The organism is Castellaniella sp. FW104-7C03 (genome assembly GCF_040276085.1).
Taxonomy (GTDB): Bacteria; Pseudomonadota; Gammaproteobacteria; order Burkholderiales; family Burkholderiaceae_B; genus Castellaniella.
Window position 1 is genome coordinate 273,993 of sequence record NZ_JBELOK010000002.1, and the last position, 13,649, is coordinate 287,641.

General features: G+C 59.1%; 14 protein-coding genes. 1 reads left to right on the forward strand and 13 read right to left on the reverse strand.

Going from position 1 to position 13,649, the window contains the following annotated elements:
- Window positions 1–14 precede the first annotated feature (14 nt).
- Window positions 15–938 (reverse strand): histone deacetylase family protein, encoded by a 924-nt coding sequence (locus ABS758_RS03265; RefSeq protein WP_350380414.1) that lies wholly within the window; start codon window positions 936–938, stop codon window positions 15–17.
- A 10-nt stretch (window positions 939–948) separates the two neighbouring features.
- Between ABS758_RS03265 and mltB the strand changes: the two genes are divergently transcribed.
- Window positions 949–2,103 (forward strand): lytic murein transglycosylase B, encoded by a 1,155-nt coding sequence (gene mltB, locus ABS758_RS03270; protein ID WP_350380411.1) that lies wholly within the window; start codon window positions 949–951, stop codon window positions 2,101–2,103.
- A 1-nt stretch (window position 2,104) separates the two neighbouring features.
- Here the strand turns inward: mltB and cysM are convergent, their stop codons facing one another.
- From cysM to hisC, 12 genes are all read right to left on the reverse strand, one after another.
- Window positions 2,105–3,016 (reverse strand): cysteine synthase CysM, encoded by a 912-nt coding sequence (gene cysM / locus ABS758_RS03275; protein WP_350380842.1) that lies wholly within the window; start codon window positions 3,014–3,016, stop codon window positions 2,105–2,107.
- A 128-nt stretch (window positions 3,017–3,144) separates the two neighbouring features.
- Window positions 3,145–3,615: a ComEA family DNA-binding protein gene (locus ABS758_RS03280; RefSeq protein ID WP_350380409.1), complete on the reverse strand. Its 471-nt coding sequence runs from the start codon at window positions 3,613–3,615 to the stop codon at window positions 3,145–3,147.
- Between the two features lie 131 nt (window positions 3,616–3,746).
- Entirely contained in the window at window positions 3,747–4,751 is a 1,005-nt protein-coding gene (gene rfaD, locus ABS758_RS03285) for an ADP-glyceromanno-heptose 6-epimerase (RefSeq protein WP_350380407.1), read from the reverse strand.
- Window positions 4,748–5,683: a D-glycero-beta-D-manno-heptose-7-phosphate kinase gene (gene rfaE1 / locus ABS758_RS03290; RefSeq protein WP_350380405.1), complete on the reverse strand. Its 936-nt coding sequence runs from the start codon at window positions 5,681–5,683 to the stop codon at window positions 4,748–4,750. The genes rfaD and rfaE1 overlap by 4 nt, the downstream gene beginning before the upstream one ends.
- Window positions 5,680–6,891, reverse strand: a complete 1,212-nt coding sequence (gene lapB / locus ABS758_RS03295; protein WP_350380402.1) for a lipopolysaccharide assembly protein LapB — start codon at window positions 6,889–6,891, stop codon at window positions 5,680–5,682. Before lapB ends, rfaE1 begins: the two co-directional genes overlap by 4 nt.
- Before the next feature lie 10 nt (window positions 6,892–6,901).
- Window positions 6,902–7,225 carry a LapA family protein gene (locus tag ABS758_RS03300; RefSeq protein ID WP_350380399.1) on the reverse strand — a complete coding sequence of 108 codons (324 nt, stop codon included), beginning with the start codon at window positions 7,223–7,225 and terminating at the stop codon, window positions 6,902–6,904.
- Window positions 7,226–7,382: 157 nt separating this feature from the next.
- Window positions 7,383–7,733 (reverse strand): integration host factor subunit beta, encoded by a 351-nt coding sequence (locus tag ABS758_RS03305; protein WP_350380841.1) that lies wholly within the window; start codon window positions 7,731–7,733, stop codon window positions 7,383–7,385.
- An 8-nt stretch (window positions 7,734–7,741) separates the two neighbouring features.
- A complete protein-coding gene (gene rpsA / locus ABS758_RS03310; RefSeq protein ID WP_350380397.1) occupies window positions 7,742–9,454 on the reverse strand; it encodes a 30S ribosomal protein S1 in 1,713 nt (570 codons plus the stop codon).
- Window positions 9,455–9,582: 128 nt separating this feature from the next.
- Complete coding sequence (gene cmk, locus ABS758_RS03315; protein ID WP_350380395.1) at window positions 9,583–10,269, reverse strand: (d)CMP kinase; 687 nt, start codon at window positions 10,267–10,269, stop codon at window positions 9,583–9,585.
- Between the two features lie 54 nt (window positions 10,270–10,323).
- Window positions 10,324–11,649, reverse strand: coding sequence for a 3-phosphoshikimate 1-carboxyvinyltransferase (gene aroA, locus ABS758_RS03320; protein WP_350380393.1), 1,326 nt, complete (start codon window positions 11,647–11,649; stop codon window positions 10,324–10,326).
- Window positions 11,646–12,536, reverse strand: coding sequence for a prephenate dehydrogenase (locus ABS758_RS03325; RefSeq protein ID WP_350380391.1), 891 nt, complete (start codon window positions 12,534–12,536; stop codon window positions 11,646–11,648). The genes aroA and ABS758_RS03325 overlap by 4 nt, the downstream gene beginning before the upstream one ends.
- Entirely contained in the window at window positions 12,533–13,645 is a 1,113-nt protein-coding gene (gene hisC, locus ABS758_RS03330; protein WP_350380388.1) for a histidinol-phosphate transaminase, read from the reverse strand. The genes ABS758_RS03325 and hisC overlap by 4 nt, the downstream gene beginning before the upstream one ends.
- Window positions 13,646–13,649 lie beyond the last annotated feature (4 nt).

Consider the following 13,649-nt stretch of genomic DNA (forward strand, 5'->3'; position numbering starts at 1 on the left):
TTAAATACATGGTTTTAATAACCTCCTAGCGCCCGCACATGTGCCACGACACTGCGTCCAAGAGCTGAAAGGTTGTATCCCCCTTCGAGAAAGCTGATGATCCGCCCTTGGGCAGACCCTTGTGCAATCTCGACCAGGCGTTCGGTAATCCAGGCGTAATCGGCCTCTACCAGCTTGAGGCTGCCCATATCGTCTTCGCGATGGGCATCGAATCCCGCTGATACCAGAATCAGTTGCGGCTGAAATTGGCTTAATGCAGGCAACCAGTGATCGGAGACCAGACGCCGGATGGCTTCACCATCCGAATACGCATCCACCGGAATATTTATCATATTAGGCCCGAGGTTGTCCTGACGGCGGTTAGGAAACAGCGGATATTGATAAAAACTACACATCATGACGCGATCTTCGTGCACAAAGGCTTCTTCGGTGCCGTTGCCATGATGTACGTCAAAATCAACGATCGCAATGCGCTCAAACCCGTAATGTTCTAGTGCGTAGCGCGCGGTAACCGCAATATTATTAAAAAAACAAAACCCCAGGGCCTGACCCGGACGTGCATGATGGCCCGGCGGCCGGATGGCGCAAAACGCTGTCTGGCCGTGTCCGGCCAGAATTTCATCCAGCGCAGTCAGGCCGGCGCCGGCAGCTATCCATGCGGCCTGCAGCGTGTCCGGGTTCATGATGGTGTCGGGATCCACCGGGAAATACCCATGAGCCGGGGCGTGCTGACGCAGATACGCCAGATAATCTGGCGTATGTACCCGCAGGATGTCCTCGGGGGTGGCGGCATGTGCCTGCACAGGCGTCAAAAAGCTCATCAGCCCACTTGCGAGAAGCTGATCGGAAATTGCGTCAAGGCGTAACGGGGATTCGGGATGCCAGGCGCCCATTTCGTGCAGACGGCATACGGGATGGGTAATATAGAGTGTCTCCATAAGGGCGATTATGTTCAGACCAACCCGTATTTTGCAAGTTGCCGTAGCGTCGCTATTTTTATCGGGCTGTGCCAGTAGTGGTCATGTTCAACAGACTTCAGGCACGGACAGCGCTATAAATCAAACAACCGTTTCAAACGATCGTATTAATTCTAGCAGAACTCAATATCCAGGCCAAGGATCTATCCCCAGTGGTGATTTTACCGGGCCCGACGGCCAGCTTCAGCCCGAGCTGCGAGCCTTTGCCCATGAAACATCCACCCAGCATCATTTGCCTCTGGCGGATGTCGAATTTTTGCTGAAATCAGCGCACTACAACGCCAAGGCCGTCCAGCTGATGATGCCCAAGACCACCCACGGGCGGATTCGCCGGGCATGGACCAGCTACAGGAAGCGCCATGTCGACCCCATTCGTATCCGGCGTGGTGCAGCCTTTTGGCAGGCGAACCATCGCACCTTGCAACAGGTAAGTCAACGCACCGGCGTCCCTGAAGCCATCATGGTGGCCATCATTGGTATCGAAACCGTGTATGGTCAATACACGGGCAATCACCGGGTACTGGACACCCTGACCACTCTGGGTTTCCGCTATCCAGACCCCTCACGCCCCGAGCGCCAGACCATGTTTCGGCAACAGCTGGCCGATTTGCTGGTTCTGGACCACCAAGGGGTACTGAATGCCATGACGGTTGAAGGCTCATTTGCAGGGGCCATGGGGCTGCCACAATTTATGCCTGGCAGCCTGATGCGCTACGCGGCCGATGGCAATGGTGATGGCAAGATCGACCTGGCCAGCAATGTGGATGATGCGATCGCTTCGGTAGGCAGTTTCCTGCAACAGCACGGCTGGGTACGGGACGTGCCGGTTTTTGCACCGGTTCGTCTGCCAGCCAACCCGCAGCGTCTGGTTCAGGATGGGCTGACACCCACCACAGATTGGCCCCAGCTGCAGGCTGCCGGCGCGCAGGTGGTGGTTTTAGGCCCCGACAAATGGAAATCCCAGAAGCTGGGCGTGATCGACCTGCGCGACGAAATCCGCGACACCCACGATTACCGCTGCGCAACGCCCAACTTCTTTGCGATTACACACTACAACCGTAGTTATTTTTATGCCGCATCGGTGGCAGATCTGGCCCAGGCAATCCAGGACCAGATGGGTAGCTGAATTACCCGAACACGCCAGTAGAGAGATAGCGATCACCCCGATCGCAGACGATAAATACAATAGTGGCATTACGGGCGATGGCAGCCACACGCAGGGCAGCCACCGCCGCACCTGCCGAGGAAATCCCGCCAAAAATGCCTTCTTCGGCAGCCAGACGACGCGCCATGGTTTCGGCCTGATCCTGCGTAATGGGCTCGAAAGCGGTGATTTCTTTAGGGTGATAGATGCTGGGCTGATAGGCCTCGGGCCACTTGCGGATACCGGGGATGTGCGCACCTTCGGCCGGTTGGGCACCGATCACCTGGATATCCGGGTTACGCCCGCGCAAATAAGATCCCACCCCCATGATGGTGCCAGTGGTACCCATGGCACTGACAAAATGGGTGATCTGGCCATCGGTTTGATCCCAGATTTCGGGCCCGGTGGTTTCGCGGTGTGCACGCGGGTTGTCATCATTTGAGAATTGGTCGAGTACCACGCCACGACCCTCTGCCTGCATTTTCAGGGCAAGGTCTCGAGCGTATTCCATGCCACCCTGGTCGGCGGGGGTAAGGATGAGCTCGGCACCGTAGGCAGTCATGGCGGCGCAGCGCTCTTTGGAAGAGTTGTCCGGCATCAGGACAATCATGCGATAACCGCGCACTGCGGCTGCCATGGACAGGGCAATGCCGGTGTTTCCGCTGGTGGCTTCGATCAGGGTGTCGCCGGGACGGATATCGCCACGGATCTCGGCCTGACGAATCATGCTGAGCGCTGCGCGGTCTTTAACTGAACCAGCCGGGTTATTGCCTTCGAGTTTGGCCAGCACGACGTTGCCGCGCGATGCACCCGCATCACCCGGCAAGCGTTGCAAACGCACCAAAGGCGTTGAGCCAACTATGTCTTCGATCGTGGGATAGGTTTTCATGGACAAAATCATACACCCGCCCCGGCCACAACAGAGCATGTGCCTGAGGGCAGCATAAGCTTATTGCCAAATGATCACCGGCCCTGCCGCGCCCTTGTATGCATGGCACAACGACACGGATGAAAACATGCGGATTAACGTCCGCCCGGCGCCATGTGCATGCCTGTTATCGGGCTGGCTGGCCGCCCGCCGGCAGAGCCGGCGGCAGCCTTGGCCGCCGCCGACCCCTGACCTGATACGCGCGTACCGCCACCATCGATTGTCAAGCCGGCTGATTGCAATGCCTGAGCCCGTCGGGGCCCGATCCCGCGCACCCGGTCGGATAAATCGGTGAAGGACAGGTAGCGGCCACCCCGATTACGTTCGTCGAGAATGATTTGTGCCGTTTTAGGACCAATCCCGCGGATACCACGGAGTTGATCCAGGCTGGCGGTATTGAGATCGACGGCACCCACTGCCGTAGCCCAACTGAGCGCCAGCACACCCGCCAGGCGCGCACTTCGGGAAACGCGCGAGGCAATCCGCGATAAGCGCGGGCGCCGGGCCGTACAGCGTACAGGAACATTAAGGGGTGCTGCGACCGTACTATGCAGAAATGGGTTCATGACCAGACTCCTGATATGGAAGGAAGGTCTGGTCATGATGCAATAAAGGCAGCTGCCCAGGATGCCTGACTGACTGGTTTTGTCCTACCCCTGCGTGCCCGCAACCCAGCCACGCAGCGCAAAAAGTACGTTTATGGCAGCAGCTGGCCGGCGTCCAGCAAGCGCAGAACATAATCCCGTACACCTGTTTGCACATCGACAAACGGTGCGGTGTACCCGCCAGCCGTGCGCAACAGGCCGAGATCCGCCTGGGTGTGGCTTTGGTAGCGGCCTTTTAAGTCTTCGGGGAAAGTGACGTACCGCAGACAACCTTCTTGCACCAGGCCATCAAGCGGCAAGGCGGATTGTCCCTGGTGCAGCCTGAGGGTATTGACCACCGTTTGCGCCACATCGTTAAACGGCTGGGCCCGGCCGGTGCCACAGTTGAAAATCCCGGAGATCTCGGGATGATCGAAGAAATGCAGATTGACCTTGACGACATCATCAATATAGACAAAATCGCGCTGCTGAGCCCCGTCGGAATAGCCATCCCAGCCACCAAACAGGCGCACATGGCCTTGTTCTTTAAACTGGTTCATGTTGTGAAAGGCCACCGATGCCATGCGCCCTTTGTGCTGCTCGCGCGGCCCATAAACATTGAAATACCGCAGCCCCACCACGGGCGCCGTAAGTTTGGGCTTGCAACTGCGCAACACCTGATCAAACAGCAGCTTTGAGTATCCGTAGACATTCAGTGGGGATTCACAACCCGGAGACTCGATGTAGTCGGGGCCGGCCCCATACACCGCTGCAGAGGATGCATACAGCAACGGGACTTCGCGGGCCTGGCAATAATTAAAGAGTTCGAGCGTGACGCGATAGTTGTTGTCCATCATGAAATGGCCGTCGCGTTCGGTGGTGTCCGAACACGCCCCTTGATGGAACACCGCATCAGGCCGGGCGAGTTCGCCGCTGAGGACCTGCCGGCGGAATTCGTCTTTGTGCAGATAGTCTGCAATGTTCAGGTCTACCAAATTGAAAAACTTGTCGCCGTCCGTGAGATCGTCGACAGCAAGAATATCACCAATGCCACGGGCGTTAAGCCCCCGAACCAGATTGCTGCCGATGAAACCGGCGGCGCCTGTAACCACAATCATGTTGAGAGCTCCTGAGAGGTGACGATCGAAGTACCAAGTTTGCCCACCACGATCCCGCCGGCACGATTGGCCCAAACCATGGCCTCATACCAGCCAAGGCCGGCTGCGCGTGCCACTGCCAGCGTGGCCAATACGGTGTCCCCGGCTCCGGAGACATCAAAGACTTCATGGGCCTGGGCGTCAACGTGCTGGCGCCCCTGCTGTGTATAAAGGGTCATCCCCTGCTCTGAACGTGTAATCAGCAGCGCCTCAAGCGAGAGCTCGTGACGTAACGCCTGAGCACGCTGAGTGAGATCGTCTTCGGTATCCCAACGGCCGACGGCATCCTGCATTTCGCTGCGATTGGGCGTCACCAGCGAGGCACCCACATAACGCTTGTATCGATGTCCTTTGGGATCCACCAGCACGGACACCCCTGCCTGCCTGGCCGCCTGGATAAGCGCCTCGACATGCGTCAGGGCACCTTTGGCGTAGTCGGACAGCACCAGCAGATCGTGGGCGCCGACAATCTCCAAAAAATTATCGTGTAAGCGTTGCAAGGCTTGCGAGCTGGGGCCTTGCTCGAAATCGACCCGTAGCAACTGCTGCTGGCGGCCCAGCACACGCATCTTGAGGGTGGTGTCCATGCCCGAAGTATCAATAACCAGCGCATCATTGACGCCCGCCTCGGCACCGAGCGCCTTGATCCTGGACCCAGCCTCATCCGCCCCGATCACCCCCATCAAGGTTGCCTGAGCACCCAGCGCAACAATATTGCGTGCCACATTGGCTGCACCACCCAGGCGGTCTTCGCGCCGAGCCACCCGCACCACAGGCACAGGTGCCTCAGGCGAGATGCGGTCGACTTCGCCAAACCAGTAGCGGTCGAGCATGATGTCGCCCACCACGAGAATCCGGGCTGCCCGTGCGGCAGACAACGGAAAGACGCTCATCGAATTTCCTCCAGACGGCGGGGACGATAGGTTTCCCAGGCATTACAACCCGGGCATTGCCAGTAATAGCGCCTTGCCTCGAAGCCGCACTGACTGCAGGCGTAACGATCAAGGCGCTGGGTATGTTTATGTATCAGGCTGCGCAGCAGGCCCAAATCGGCCCCAGGCACCAACTGTTGAGACTCGGCGGAGGGGTTGTCCTGAGAGAGCTCGACTTCGAGCAGACGGTCAAGCCCCAGCAAGGACGGATGAGCCCGCAATGCCTCACGCGCAAACCCCCAGGCGGTGTCTGCGCCCTCTTGGGTACGCAATGCCCGAAACACCACGTTGAACAGATCAAGTGTGGGCACACGAGCGTATTGGTCACGTAAAACGGCCAGACCCTGGCTGGCCCGATCCAGTGCTGCATAGCAAGCCAATAGCGGCCCGGCCACAAGGCCTGCGTAATCCGGCGCCGAGCTCAGGACCTCTTGCAAATAGACGCGCTGGGATTCGAGATCACCGCGGCGCGCAGCCCACTGTGCCCGCAAGAGCCGGATCCGTGTTTCGGAGGCGGGTGTTGCACCGTTTTGGCGGGCGGCATGCTCGGCAGCATCCAGTGCCTGACTGGCTGAATCGAAATCGACGGGCTCGGCTTCGAGAAATGCCTGAGCACGTTCGCAATGATAGTGGGCCAGTTGAGGCACCGGCTGATCAGACCGGCTGCGCAACTGCTGAACCGCATCAATGGCACGCGGCCAATCGTGTTCGGACTCGTAGATCCGGATCAGCGCGCTGATGGCCCCTTGTGCATGGCGTGTGTGCACAATGGCCTGGAAGCCCTGCTCGGCGCGATCCAGCATCCCCGCCTTGAGGAAATCCTGGGCCAGCTCGAGTTGGGCGTTTTCTCTGTCTGACAGAGGGAGGTCTTCGCGCGAGAGCAGGCTTTGGTGCACACGAATGGCGCGCTCGATTTCTCCACGACGGCGAAACAGGCTGCCCAGGGCAAAATGGAGCTCGGTGGTTTCTGGGTCGAGCTTGGCCACCTCGATAAATGCATCAATGGCACGGTCGGGCTCTTCGTTGAGCAAGAAATTAAGGCCCTTGAAATACGAAGCCGGCAAACTGCGGGTTTCGGAGAGCATTTGGCGAAAATCAAAACGCGCAGCCAGCCACCCCAGGCCAAACAGCACCGGGACAATAATCAACCACCAGAGTTCGAAATCCACGTTGACCCCGTTAGAGCGGCGCCAGAGGCGCAACGGTATCCGGGATGACAGGCCCCGAACCGGATTGCTGGCGGGCCAAAGCATCCTGTGCCCGAGCAAGATCGCGCCGCAGGCGGTTGATCTCGCGGCGACGCCGCAATACCGCGGAAAATGCCACCAGCAGACCAAAGGCAACGCCCAGAACAAAGGCGACCAGCATCACAACGATGAGGGGCACTTGCTGTATGACGTGATCGGCAAAGAAGCCGACATCCACAGGCGCAGTGTTTTTCAGGGCAAACAACAGGACAATGACAAAAATGACCAGGCGCAGCAGCCACACAAGATAGCGCATTTACCAAGCTCCTTGAGAGGGAATCCCGACATTGTAAAGGGAAACCGCACGCAGCCTGGCTTGTCCGACCGCAGGAGCAGGCATATAAAAAAGGCGGCCCGCAGGCCGCCACCGATTATCCATCCCCGCGCCACCCGATGAGGCAGCGATAGGGAGGTTATTCGTTGAAGTAAGGCATCTGATACAAATCTGCTACCGTGGCGGCTTCTTCGGCCGTCTCGGCCACCGGGCCCTGATCGACGCGCTCGCGCAATTCTTTGCCAGGTTTGAAGTGTGGTACCAGCTTGGCTGGCACCAGCACTTTCTCGCCCGACTTCGGATTGCGCCCTACCCGCGGTTGACGCCTTGACAGCGAAAAGCTGCCAAAGCCGCGGATTTCGATGCGCTGACCTTGGGACAACGCATCCGACATCGCGTCGAGCACGGTTTTGACTGCCAGGTCCATGTCGCGGATCGCCAATTGGGGATGACGACCCGCCAGCATGGTGATGAGCTCGGACTTGGTCAGGCCAGGCATCAGTTATCGCGCTGCTGATCGAGTTTGGCTTTCAGCAGGGCGCCCAGATTGGTGGTGCCCGACGAAGCGCTGGCTTCAGTCATGCGCTGGATGGTCTCGGCCGTCTCGGCGTTATCACGCGCCTTGATGGAGAGCTGTATGGAACGCGCCTTGCGATCAATGTTGATGATCATGGTTTCGAGCTGATCGCCTTCGTTGAGCACCGTGGTGGCGTCTTCGACACGACCCGCGGAGATCTCGGAGGCGCGCAGGTAGCCTTCGACGTCGACCGACAGCGTAACCACAGCACCCTTGGGCTCGACGGACTTGACGGTGCCGGTCAGGACAGCGCCCTTGTCGTAGGTAGCCACAAAGTTGTTGAAGGGATCGCCCTCGAGTTGCTTGACGCCCAGGGAGATGCGTTCTTTGTCGGTGTCGATACCCAGCACCACGGCGTCGATCTCGTCGCCCTTCTTGAAGTTGCGCACGGCTTCTTCGCCGGTGTCTGTCCAGGAGATGTCGGAGAGGTGCACCAAGCCATCGATACCGCCAGGCAAACCGACAAACACGCCGAAGTCGGTGATCGACTTGATGGCGCCATGAACTTTATCACCACGCTTGAAGTTGGCAGCAAAGTCTTCCCAGGGATTGGGACGGCATTGTTTCATGCCCAGCGAAATACGACGACGGTCTTCGTCGATTTCGAGAACCATGACTTCGACTTCTTCGCCCAGCGTGACGACCTTGCGGGGGTCGACGTTTTTGTTGGTCCAGTCCATTTCGGAGACGTGCACCAAGCCTTCGATACCGGCTTCGACTTCAACAAACGCACCGTAGTCGGTGAGGTTGGTAACCTTGCCGAACAGGCGGGTGCCTTGCGGGTAGCGGCGGCCCAGACCGATCCAGGGATCTTCGCCCAGTTGCTTGACGCCCAGGGAGACACGTTGTTTTTCTTGGTCGAACTTGAGCACCTTGGCTTCGATTTCCTGGCCAACGGACAGGACTTCGGAGGGGTGACGCACACGGCGCCAGGCCATGTCGGTGATGTGCAGCAGGCCGTCGATGCCGCCGAGGTCGACAAACGCACCGTAATCGGTGATGTTTTTGACGATACCCTTGATGACGACGCCTTCGTGCAGGTTTTCGAGGAGCTTTTCGCGCTCTTCACCCATGCTGGCTTCAAGCACTGCACGGCGGGACAACACAACGTTGTTGCGCTTGCGATCGAGCTTGATGACCTTGAATTCGAGGGTCTTGCCTTCGTAGGGGGTGGTGTCCTTGACGGGACGCAGATCGACCAAAGAACCCGGCAGGAATGCGCGGATGCCGTTGGTCATGACCGTGAGGCCACCCTTGACCTTGCCAGTGATGGTGCCGTTGACGAGCTCGCCGGACTCGAGCGCTTGCTCGAGTTGCAGCCAGGCCGACAGGCGCTTGGCGCGGTCGCGCGACAGGATGGTGTCGCCATAACCGTTTTCGAGGGAGTCGATGGCAACCGAAACGAAATCGCCGTCTTCGACTTCGAGCTCGCCTTGGTCGTTGAGAAATTCTTCGAGGGGAATGTAGGCTTCGGACTTGAGGCCGGCGTTGACCACGACAAAGTTGTGATCGACACGGACGACTTCGGCCGAAATGACCTCGCCAGAACGCATGTTCTGATCTTTAATGCTTGCGGCAAACAGATCAGCAAAGCTTTCGCCGCCCAATGCGGCTTCGGTGGTAAGGGTGGACATGAAAAGTGGATCCATAGGCCCCGAAGGGCAATCATGACACGCCAGGAAAATCCCGGCGGAGTGAGCAAAACCCTACAAGACGCCCCGCCCACCTAGTGGACGAGCCAACCTGCAGGCCCGTGGGCTGATCAGTGATTACGCCAAAGATCAAGCACCTGCTGCACCACCTGATCTACCCCAACACGGGATGAATCGATGGTAATGGCACCCGCTGCCGCAACAAGCGGTGCGTGTGCCCGATTTCGGTCTCGGTCATCCCGAGACTGAAGATCTTGAAAAAGGTCGTCTAGATTAGCAGAAATCCCCTTGTCCTTCAACTGCTTATAGCGTCTTTCAGCCCGCACTCCCACATCCGCATCAAGGAAGATTTTCAGGGGTGCATCGGGAAACACCACCGACCCCATATCGCGGCCATCGGCCACCAGACCGGGAGCCTGGCGGAAGTCGTGCTGACGCGCCAGGAGCGCCGTGCGCACCGCCGGCAAGGCAGCCACCTGAGATGCCAGATTGCCGATTTTCTCTTGCCGGATGATCTCGGTGACATCCTGAGCCGCCAGTAAAATCTTGCCGGGGCGAAACTGCGCATTCAGCGAGCGAGCCAGCGCAGCAATGCGTGGCTCGTCTGTCGCATCCAGCCCGGCCTGCAACGCAGCCAGTGCTGTCAAGCGGTACAGGGCACCGCTGTCAAGTGCATGCCAGCCAAGGTGGTCGGCCACCCTCTGGGCGATGGTGCCCTTGCCCGACGCGGTGGGTCCATCAATGGTAATGACGGGAACCGGGTTCCGATCAGCAGCGAGATGAGGAGGATTGACCATGGTGTTTTTCCTTTCTTGGTGACCGTGATGCCTGTCGCTCTCCGGACAAGGGAATCAGGCCTGCAGCAATCGCTGGAAATCCTGAAAGTACCGGGGATAGGTTTTGGCCACGCAATCAGGATCCAATACTGTCTGGGCCACGGGGCCAAACACCGCCAGTGAGAAGCACATCGCCATACGATGATCATCGTAGGTGCCGATCTGTGCAGACTGCCATTGGGCGGCTGGCAGCGGATACACCGTAAGGCTATCGCCGGTAGAGTGCACCTGTGCACCCAGGCGGGAAAGCTCGGCATGCATGGCCGCGATGCGATCGGTTTCTTTAACCCGCCAACTGGCGATATTGCGCAAGGTGCATGGGCCATCCGCGTACAGGGCGAGCACGGCAGCTGTCATGGCAGCATCCGGCATCAGATTGAAATCGCGATCAAACGCACGCAGGCGCTGGCCCTGGGCAACCACCGGGCCACGCACCACCAGCGCGCTGGATTCAAACTGCACGTCGGCGCCCAGAGACTGCACAAATTGGGCAAAGGCCACATCACCCTGGATGCTCTTGTCGCCCACCCCGTCGATGCGAATGGGCCCACCAGCGATGGCGCCCAGGCCCAAAAAGTAGGACGCCGACGAGGCGTCGCCTTCGACACGATAGTGGCCCGGGCTGCGATAACATGCCTGGGCGGGGACTGTGAATTGATCCCAACCATCCCGCAGCACTTCAACCCCAAAACGGGCCATCAGATTGAGCGTAATCAGGATGTAAGGCTTGGAAATCAGCGGACCATCCACCCGAATACGGATATCCTGCTGCCACCGTGCAGCGGCCAGCGGTGCGGCCATCAGCAAGGCAGTTAAAAACTGGCTGGACACCGAGCCCTGCACATGAATCTCGTGGCCGGCCCGCAGTGTGCCGGGGCGGATATGCAAGGGCGGATAACCTGCCTGGCCTTCGTAGTCGATCAAGCATCCCATCGCTTGCAGGGCCTCGACAAGGTCGCCGATCGGGCGCTCGTGCATCCGCGCCACACCAGAGAGGCGGTAGTCTCCCCCCATGACTGCGAGTGCAGCCGTCAGTGGCCGAAACGCCGTCCCTGCATTACCCAGGAACAGTTGGGCATCCGTATTAGGCCAAGGTGCGCACCCTGTCACTGCCATGGCGCCATCATCCGTGCGATTAAGCTGAACCCCCAGGCTCTGGAGGGCGGCAAGCATCACTTGCGTGTCGTCTGAATCCAGCAGGCCCGACAATGTTGTGGTGCCTTCAGCCAGTGCAGCCAGCAACAGGACTCGGTTGGAAATGCTTTTTGAGCCTGGCAAAATCACAGTGCCACTTGCCCGCACAGCGGGGCCCAACGTAATGGAAGGTGTGCGATCAGTCATGAGGGATTGCGTCCGCCCCAGAAACGCCGGGCCAGCGCGGATTGTTCGAGCAACGACTCTAGTTGATCGGGTTGCGAAGAATCATCGAGTGCGGCACGCCAGGTGTCCAGTAACTGCATAAACCCTTCGATCTCGTCCAGAACCGCCGAACGGTTGGAAAAAAAGATATCTCGCCAGACTTCGGGAGAACCTGCGGCAATGCGAGTGAAATCACGAAAACCAGTACCGGCCAGGCCCAAACGGGTATCGGCGTCTTCGGCCCGAAGCACCTGGCCCATGTAGACCGCCGCCAGAAAATGCGGCAAATGGCTGACGCAGGCCAGGGCCTGGTCGTGCGCCGTTGGATCCATAAGCTGCACCCGCGCACCACAGGCTTCCCAGACACGGATCAGGCGATGCACACTGGCCCCAGGCGTCTCTTCAAAGGGGGTGAGCACCACCTTGCGCCCATGGTAAAGCATGGGGTCTGCGGCCTCAGGCCCCGTCATTTCAGAACCGGCAATCGGGTGCCCGGGAACAAACTGGGCAAACCGCTCGTCCAGTACCTCCCGGGCCAGATGCGCCACATCGGCCTTGGTGCTGCCGGCGTCTGTCATCAGGGTATGCGATCGAAGATGTGGTGCCAGTACGCGCAAAACCTCTGGCATGGCACCCACAGGGGTGGCCAGGAAAATCAGATCAGCCTGCGCAGCAGCCTGTTGCAAGCTGGCAATTTCATCGATCAGGCCCAGTTGCTGTGCGCGTTGCAACGATGCCGCCCGACGCCCGACACCCAGCACCCGGCCTACTTGCCCCACACGCCGTAAAGCGGCTGCAAACGACCCGCCAATCAAGCCCGTGCCAACCACGGCCAACACTGGCACCAGCGGATCGGCAACGCTACTCATGACTTCAGGATATCGGCCAGTGCATCCAGGAACCGCGCATTTTCTGCCGGCAGACCGATGCTGACGCGAAGGTGCTGGGGCAGGCCGTCTGCGGCAACCGGACGAACAATGATGCCGCGGCGCAGTAACTGGCCATGGATGCCTGCAGCATCACCCACCTGCACCAGTACAAAATTGGTATGGCTGGGGACGAATTCGAGCCCCAGTTGGGTAAAGCCGTCTTGCAGTTGCTTGCGCCCCTGGCGGTTGAGATGATGGGTGGCGGCCAGGAAATCGGTGTCTGCCAAGGCCACGCGCGCGGCCTGCTGGGCCAGCACACCGACATTAAAAGGCTGGCGCACGCGATTGAGAAGATCTGTGAGCCCGGGCTGCGCCAAGGCATATCCAACCCGCAAGCCCGCCAGGCCATAGGCCTTGGAAAACGTACGGGTAACAATCAGATTGGGGTATTGCTGCACCCACTTGGCGCTATCGGCGCGTTCCTCGGGATCGAGGTAGTCGTCGTACGCCTCATCCAGCAGCACAGTTACCTGATTGCCATAGCGCTGGTATACCTGCGCCAGAAACGTCTGCACATCAGCGGCAGGCACGTGCGTACCAGTGGGATTATTGGGATTGGCGATGAAGACCAGGCGAGTGTCTTCGGCAATGGTGGCCAGCATTGCTGGAAGATCATGGCCATATGCCTTGGCCGGTACCTGGCAATGACGTGCACCCCGTGCCTGTGTACTGAGCCGGTACACCACAAAAGCGTGCTGGGCATACACGGCCGAGGTGCCCTCATCCAATAATGCCAGAGAGGCCAGTTCGAGGAGATCGTTGGATCCGTTGCCCAAGGTGACCCACTGTGCCGGCACTTGATGATGCGCTGCGATATCGATCTTGAGATCAAAACCGTTGGGATCGGGATAACGCCCTTGCAGGTGTTCAACAGCCTGCGCCAGGGCTGCCCGCACGTGCTCGGAGCATCCGAGCGGGTTCTCGTTGGACGCCAGCTTGATGATGCCGGCTGGATCCAGCCCGTACTCGCGGGCGAGCTCTTCGATGGGCTTGCCTGCCTGATAGGGAGCGATCGCCTGCACATGCGCAGGCGCCAAAATCTGGCTCATAGGA

Excerpts from the sequence above, each read along its gene's own strand:
- ABS758_RS03265 (WP_350380414.1), bottom strand. The coding sequence starts at position 938 with ATGGAGACACTCTATATTACCCATCCCGTATGCCGTCTGCACGAAATG.
- mltB (WP_350380411.1), top strand. The coding sequence starts at position 949 with ATGTTCAGACCAACCCGTATTTTGCAAGTTGCCGTAGCGTCGCTATTT.
- ABS758_RS03280 (WP_350380409.1), bottom strand. The coding sequence starts at position 3,615 with ATGAACCCATTTCTGCATAGTACGGTCGCAGCACCCCTTAATGTTCCT.
- rfaD (WP_350380407.1), bottom strand. The coding sequence starts at position 4,751 with ATGATTGTGGTTACAGGCGCCGCCGGTTTCATCGGCAGCAATCTGGTT.
- rfaE1 (WP_350380405.1), bottom strand. The coding sequence starts at position 5,683 with ATGAGCGTCTTTCCGTTGTCTGCCGCACGGGCAGCCCGGATTCTCGTG.
- ABS758_RS03300 (WP_350380399.1), bottom strand. The coding sequence starts at position 7,225 with ATGCGCTATCTTGTGTGGCTGCTGCGCCTGGTCATTTTTGTCATTGTC.
- rpsA (WP_350380397.1), bottom strand. The coding sequence starts at position 9,454 with ATGTCCACCCTTACCACCGAAGCCGCATTGGGCGGCGAAAGCTTTGCT.
- cmk (WP_350380395.1), bottom strand. The coding sequence starts at position 10,269 with ATGGTCAATCCTCCTCATCTCGCTGCTGATCGGAACCCGGTTCCCGTC.
- aroA (WP_350380393.1), bottom strand. The coding sequence starts at position 11,649 with ATGACTGATCGCACACCTTCCATTACGTTGGGCCCCGCTGTGCGGGCA.
- ABS758_RS03325 (WP_350380391.1), bottom strand. The coding sequence starts at position 12,536 with ATGAGTAGCGTTGCCGATCCGCTGGTGCCAGTGTTGGCCGTGGTTGGC.
- hisC (WP_350380388.1), bottom strand. The coding sequence starts at position 13,645 with ATGAGCCAGATTTTGGCGCCTGCGCATGTGCAGGCGATCGCTCCCTAT.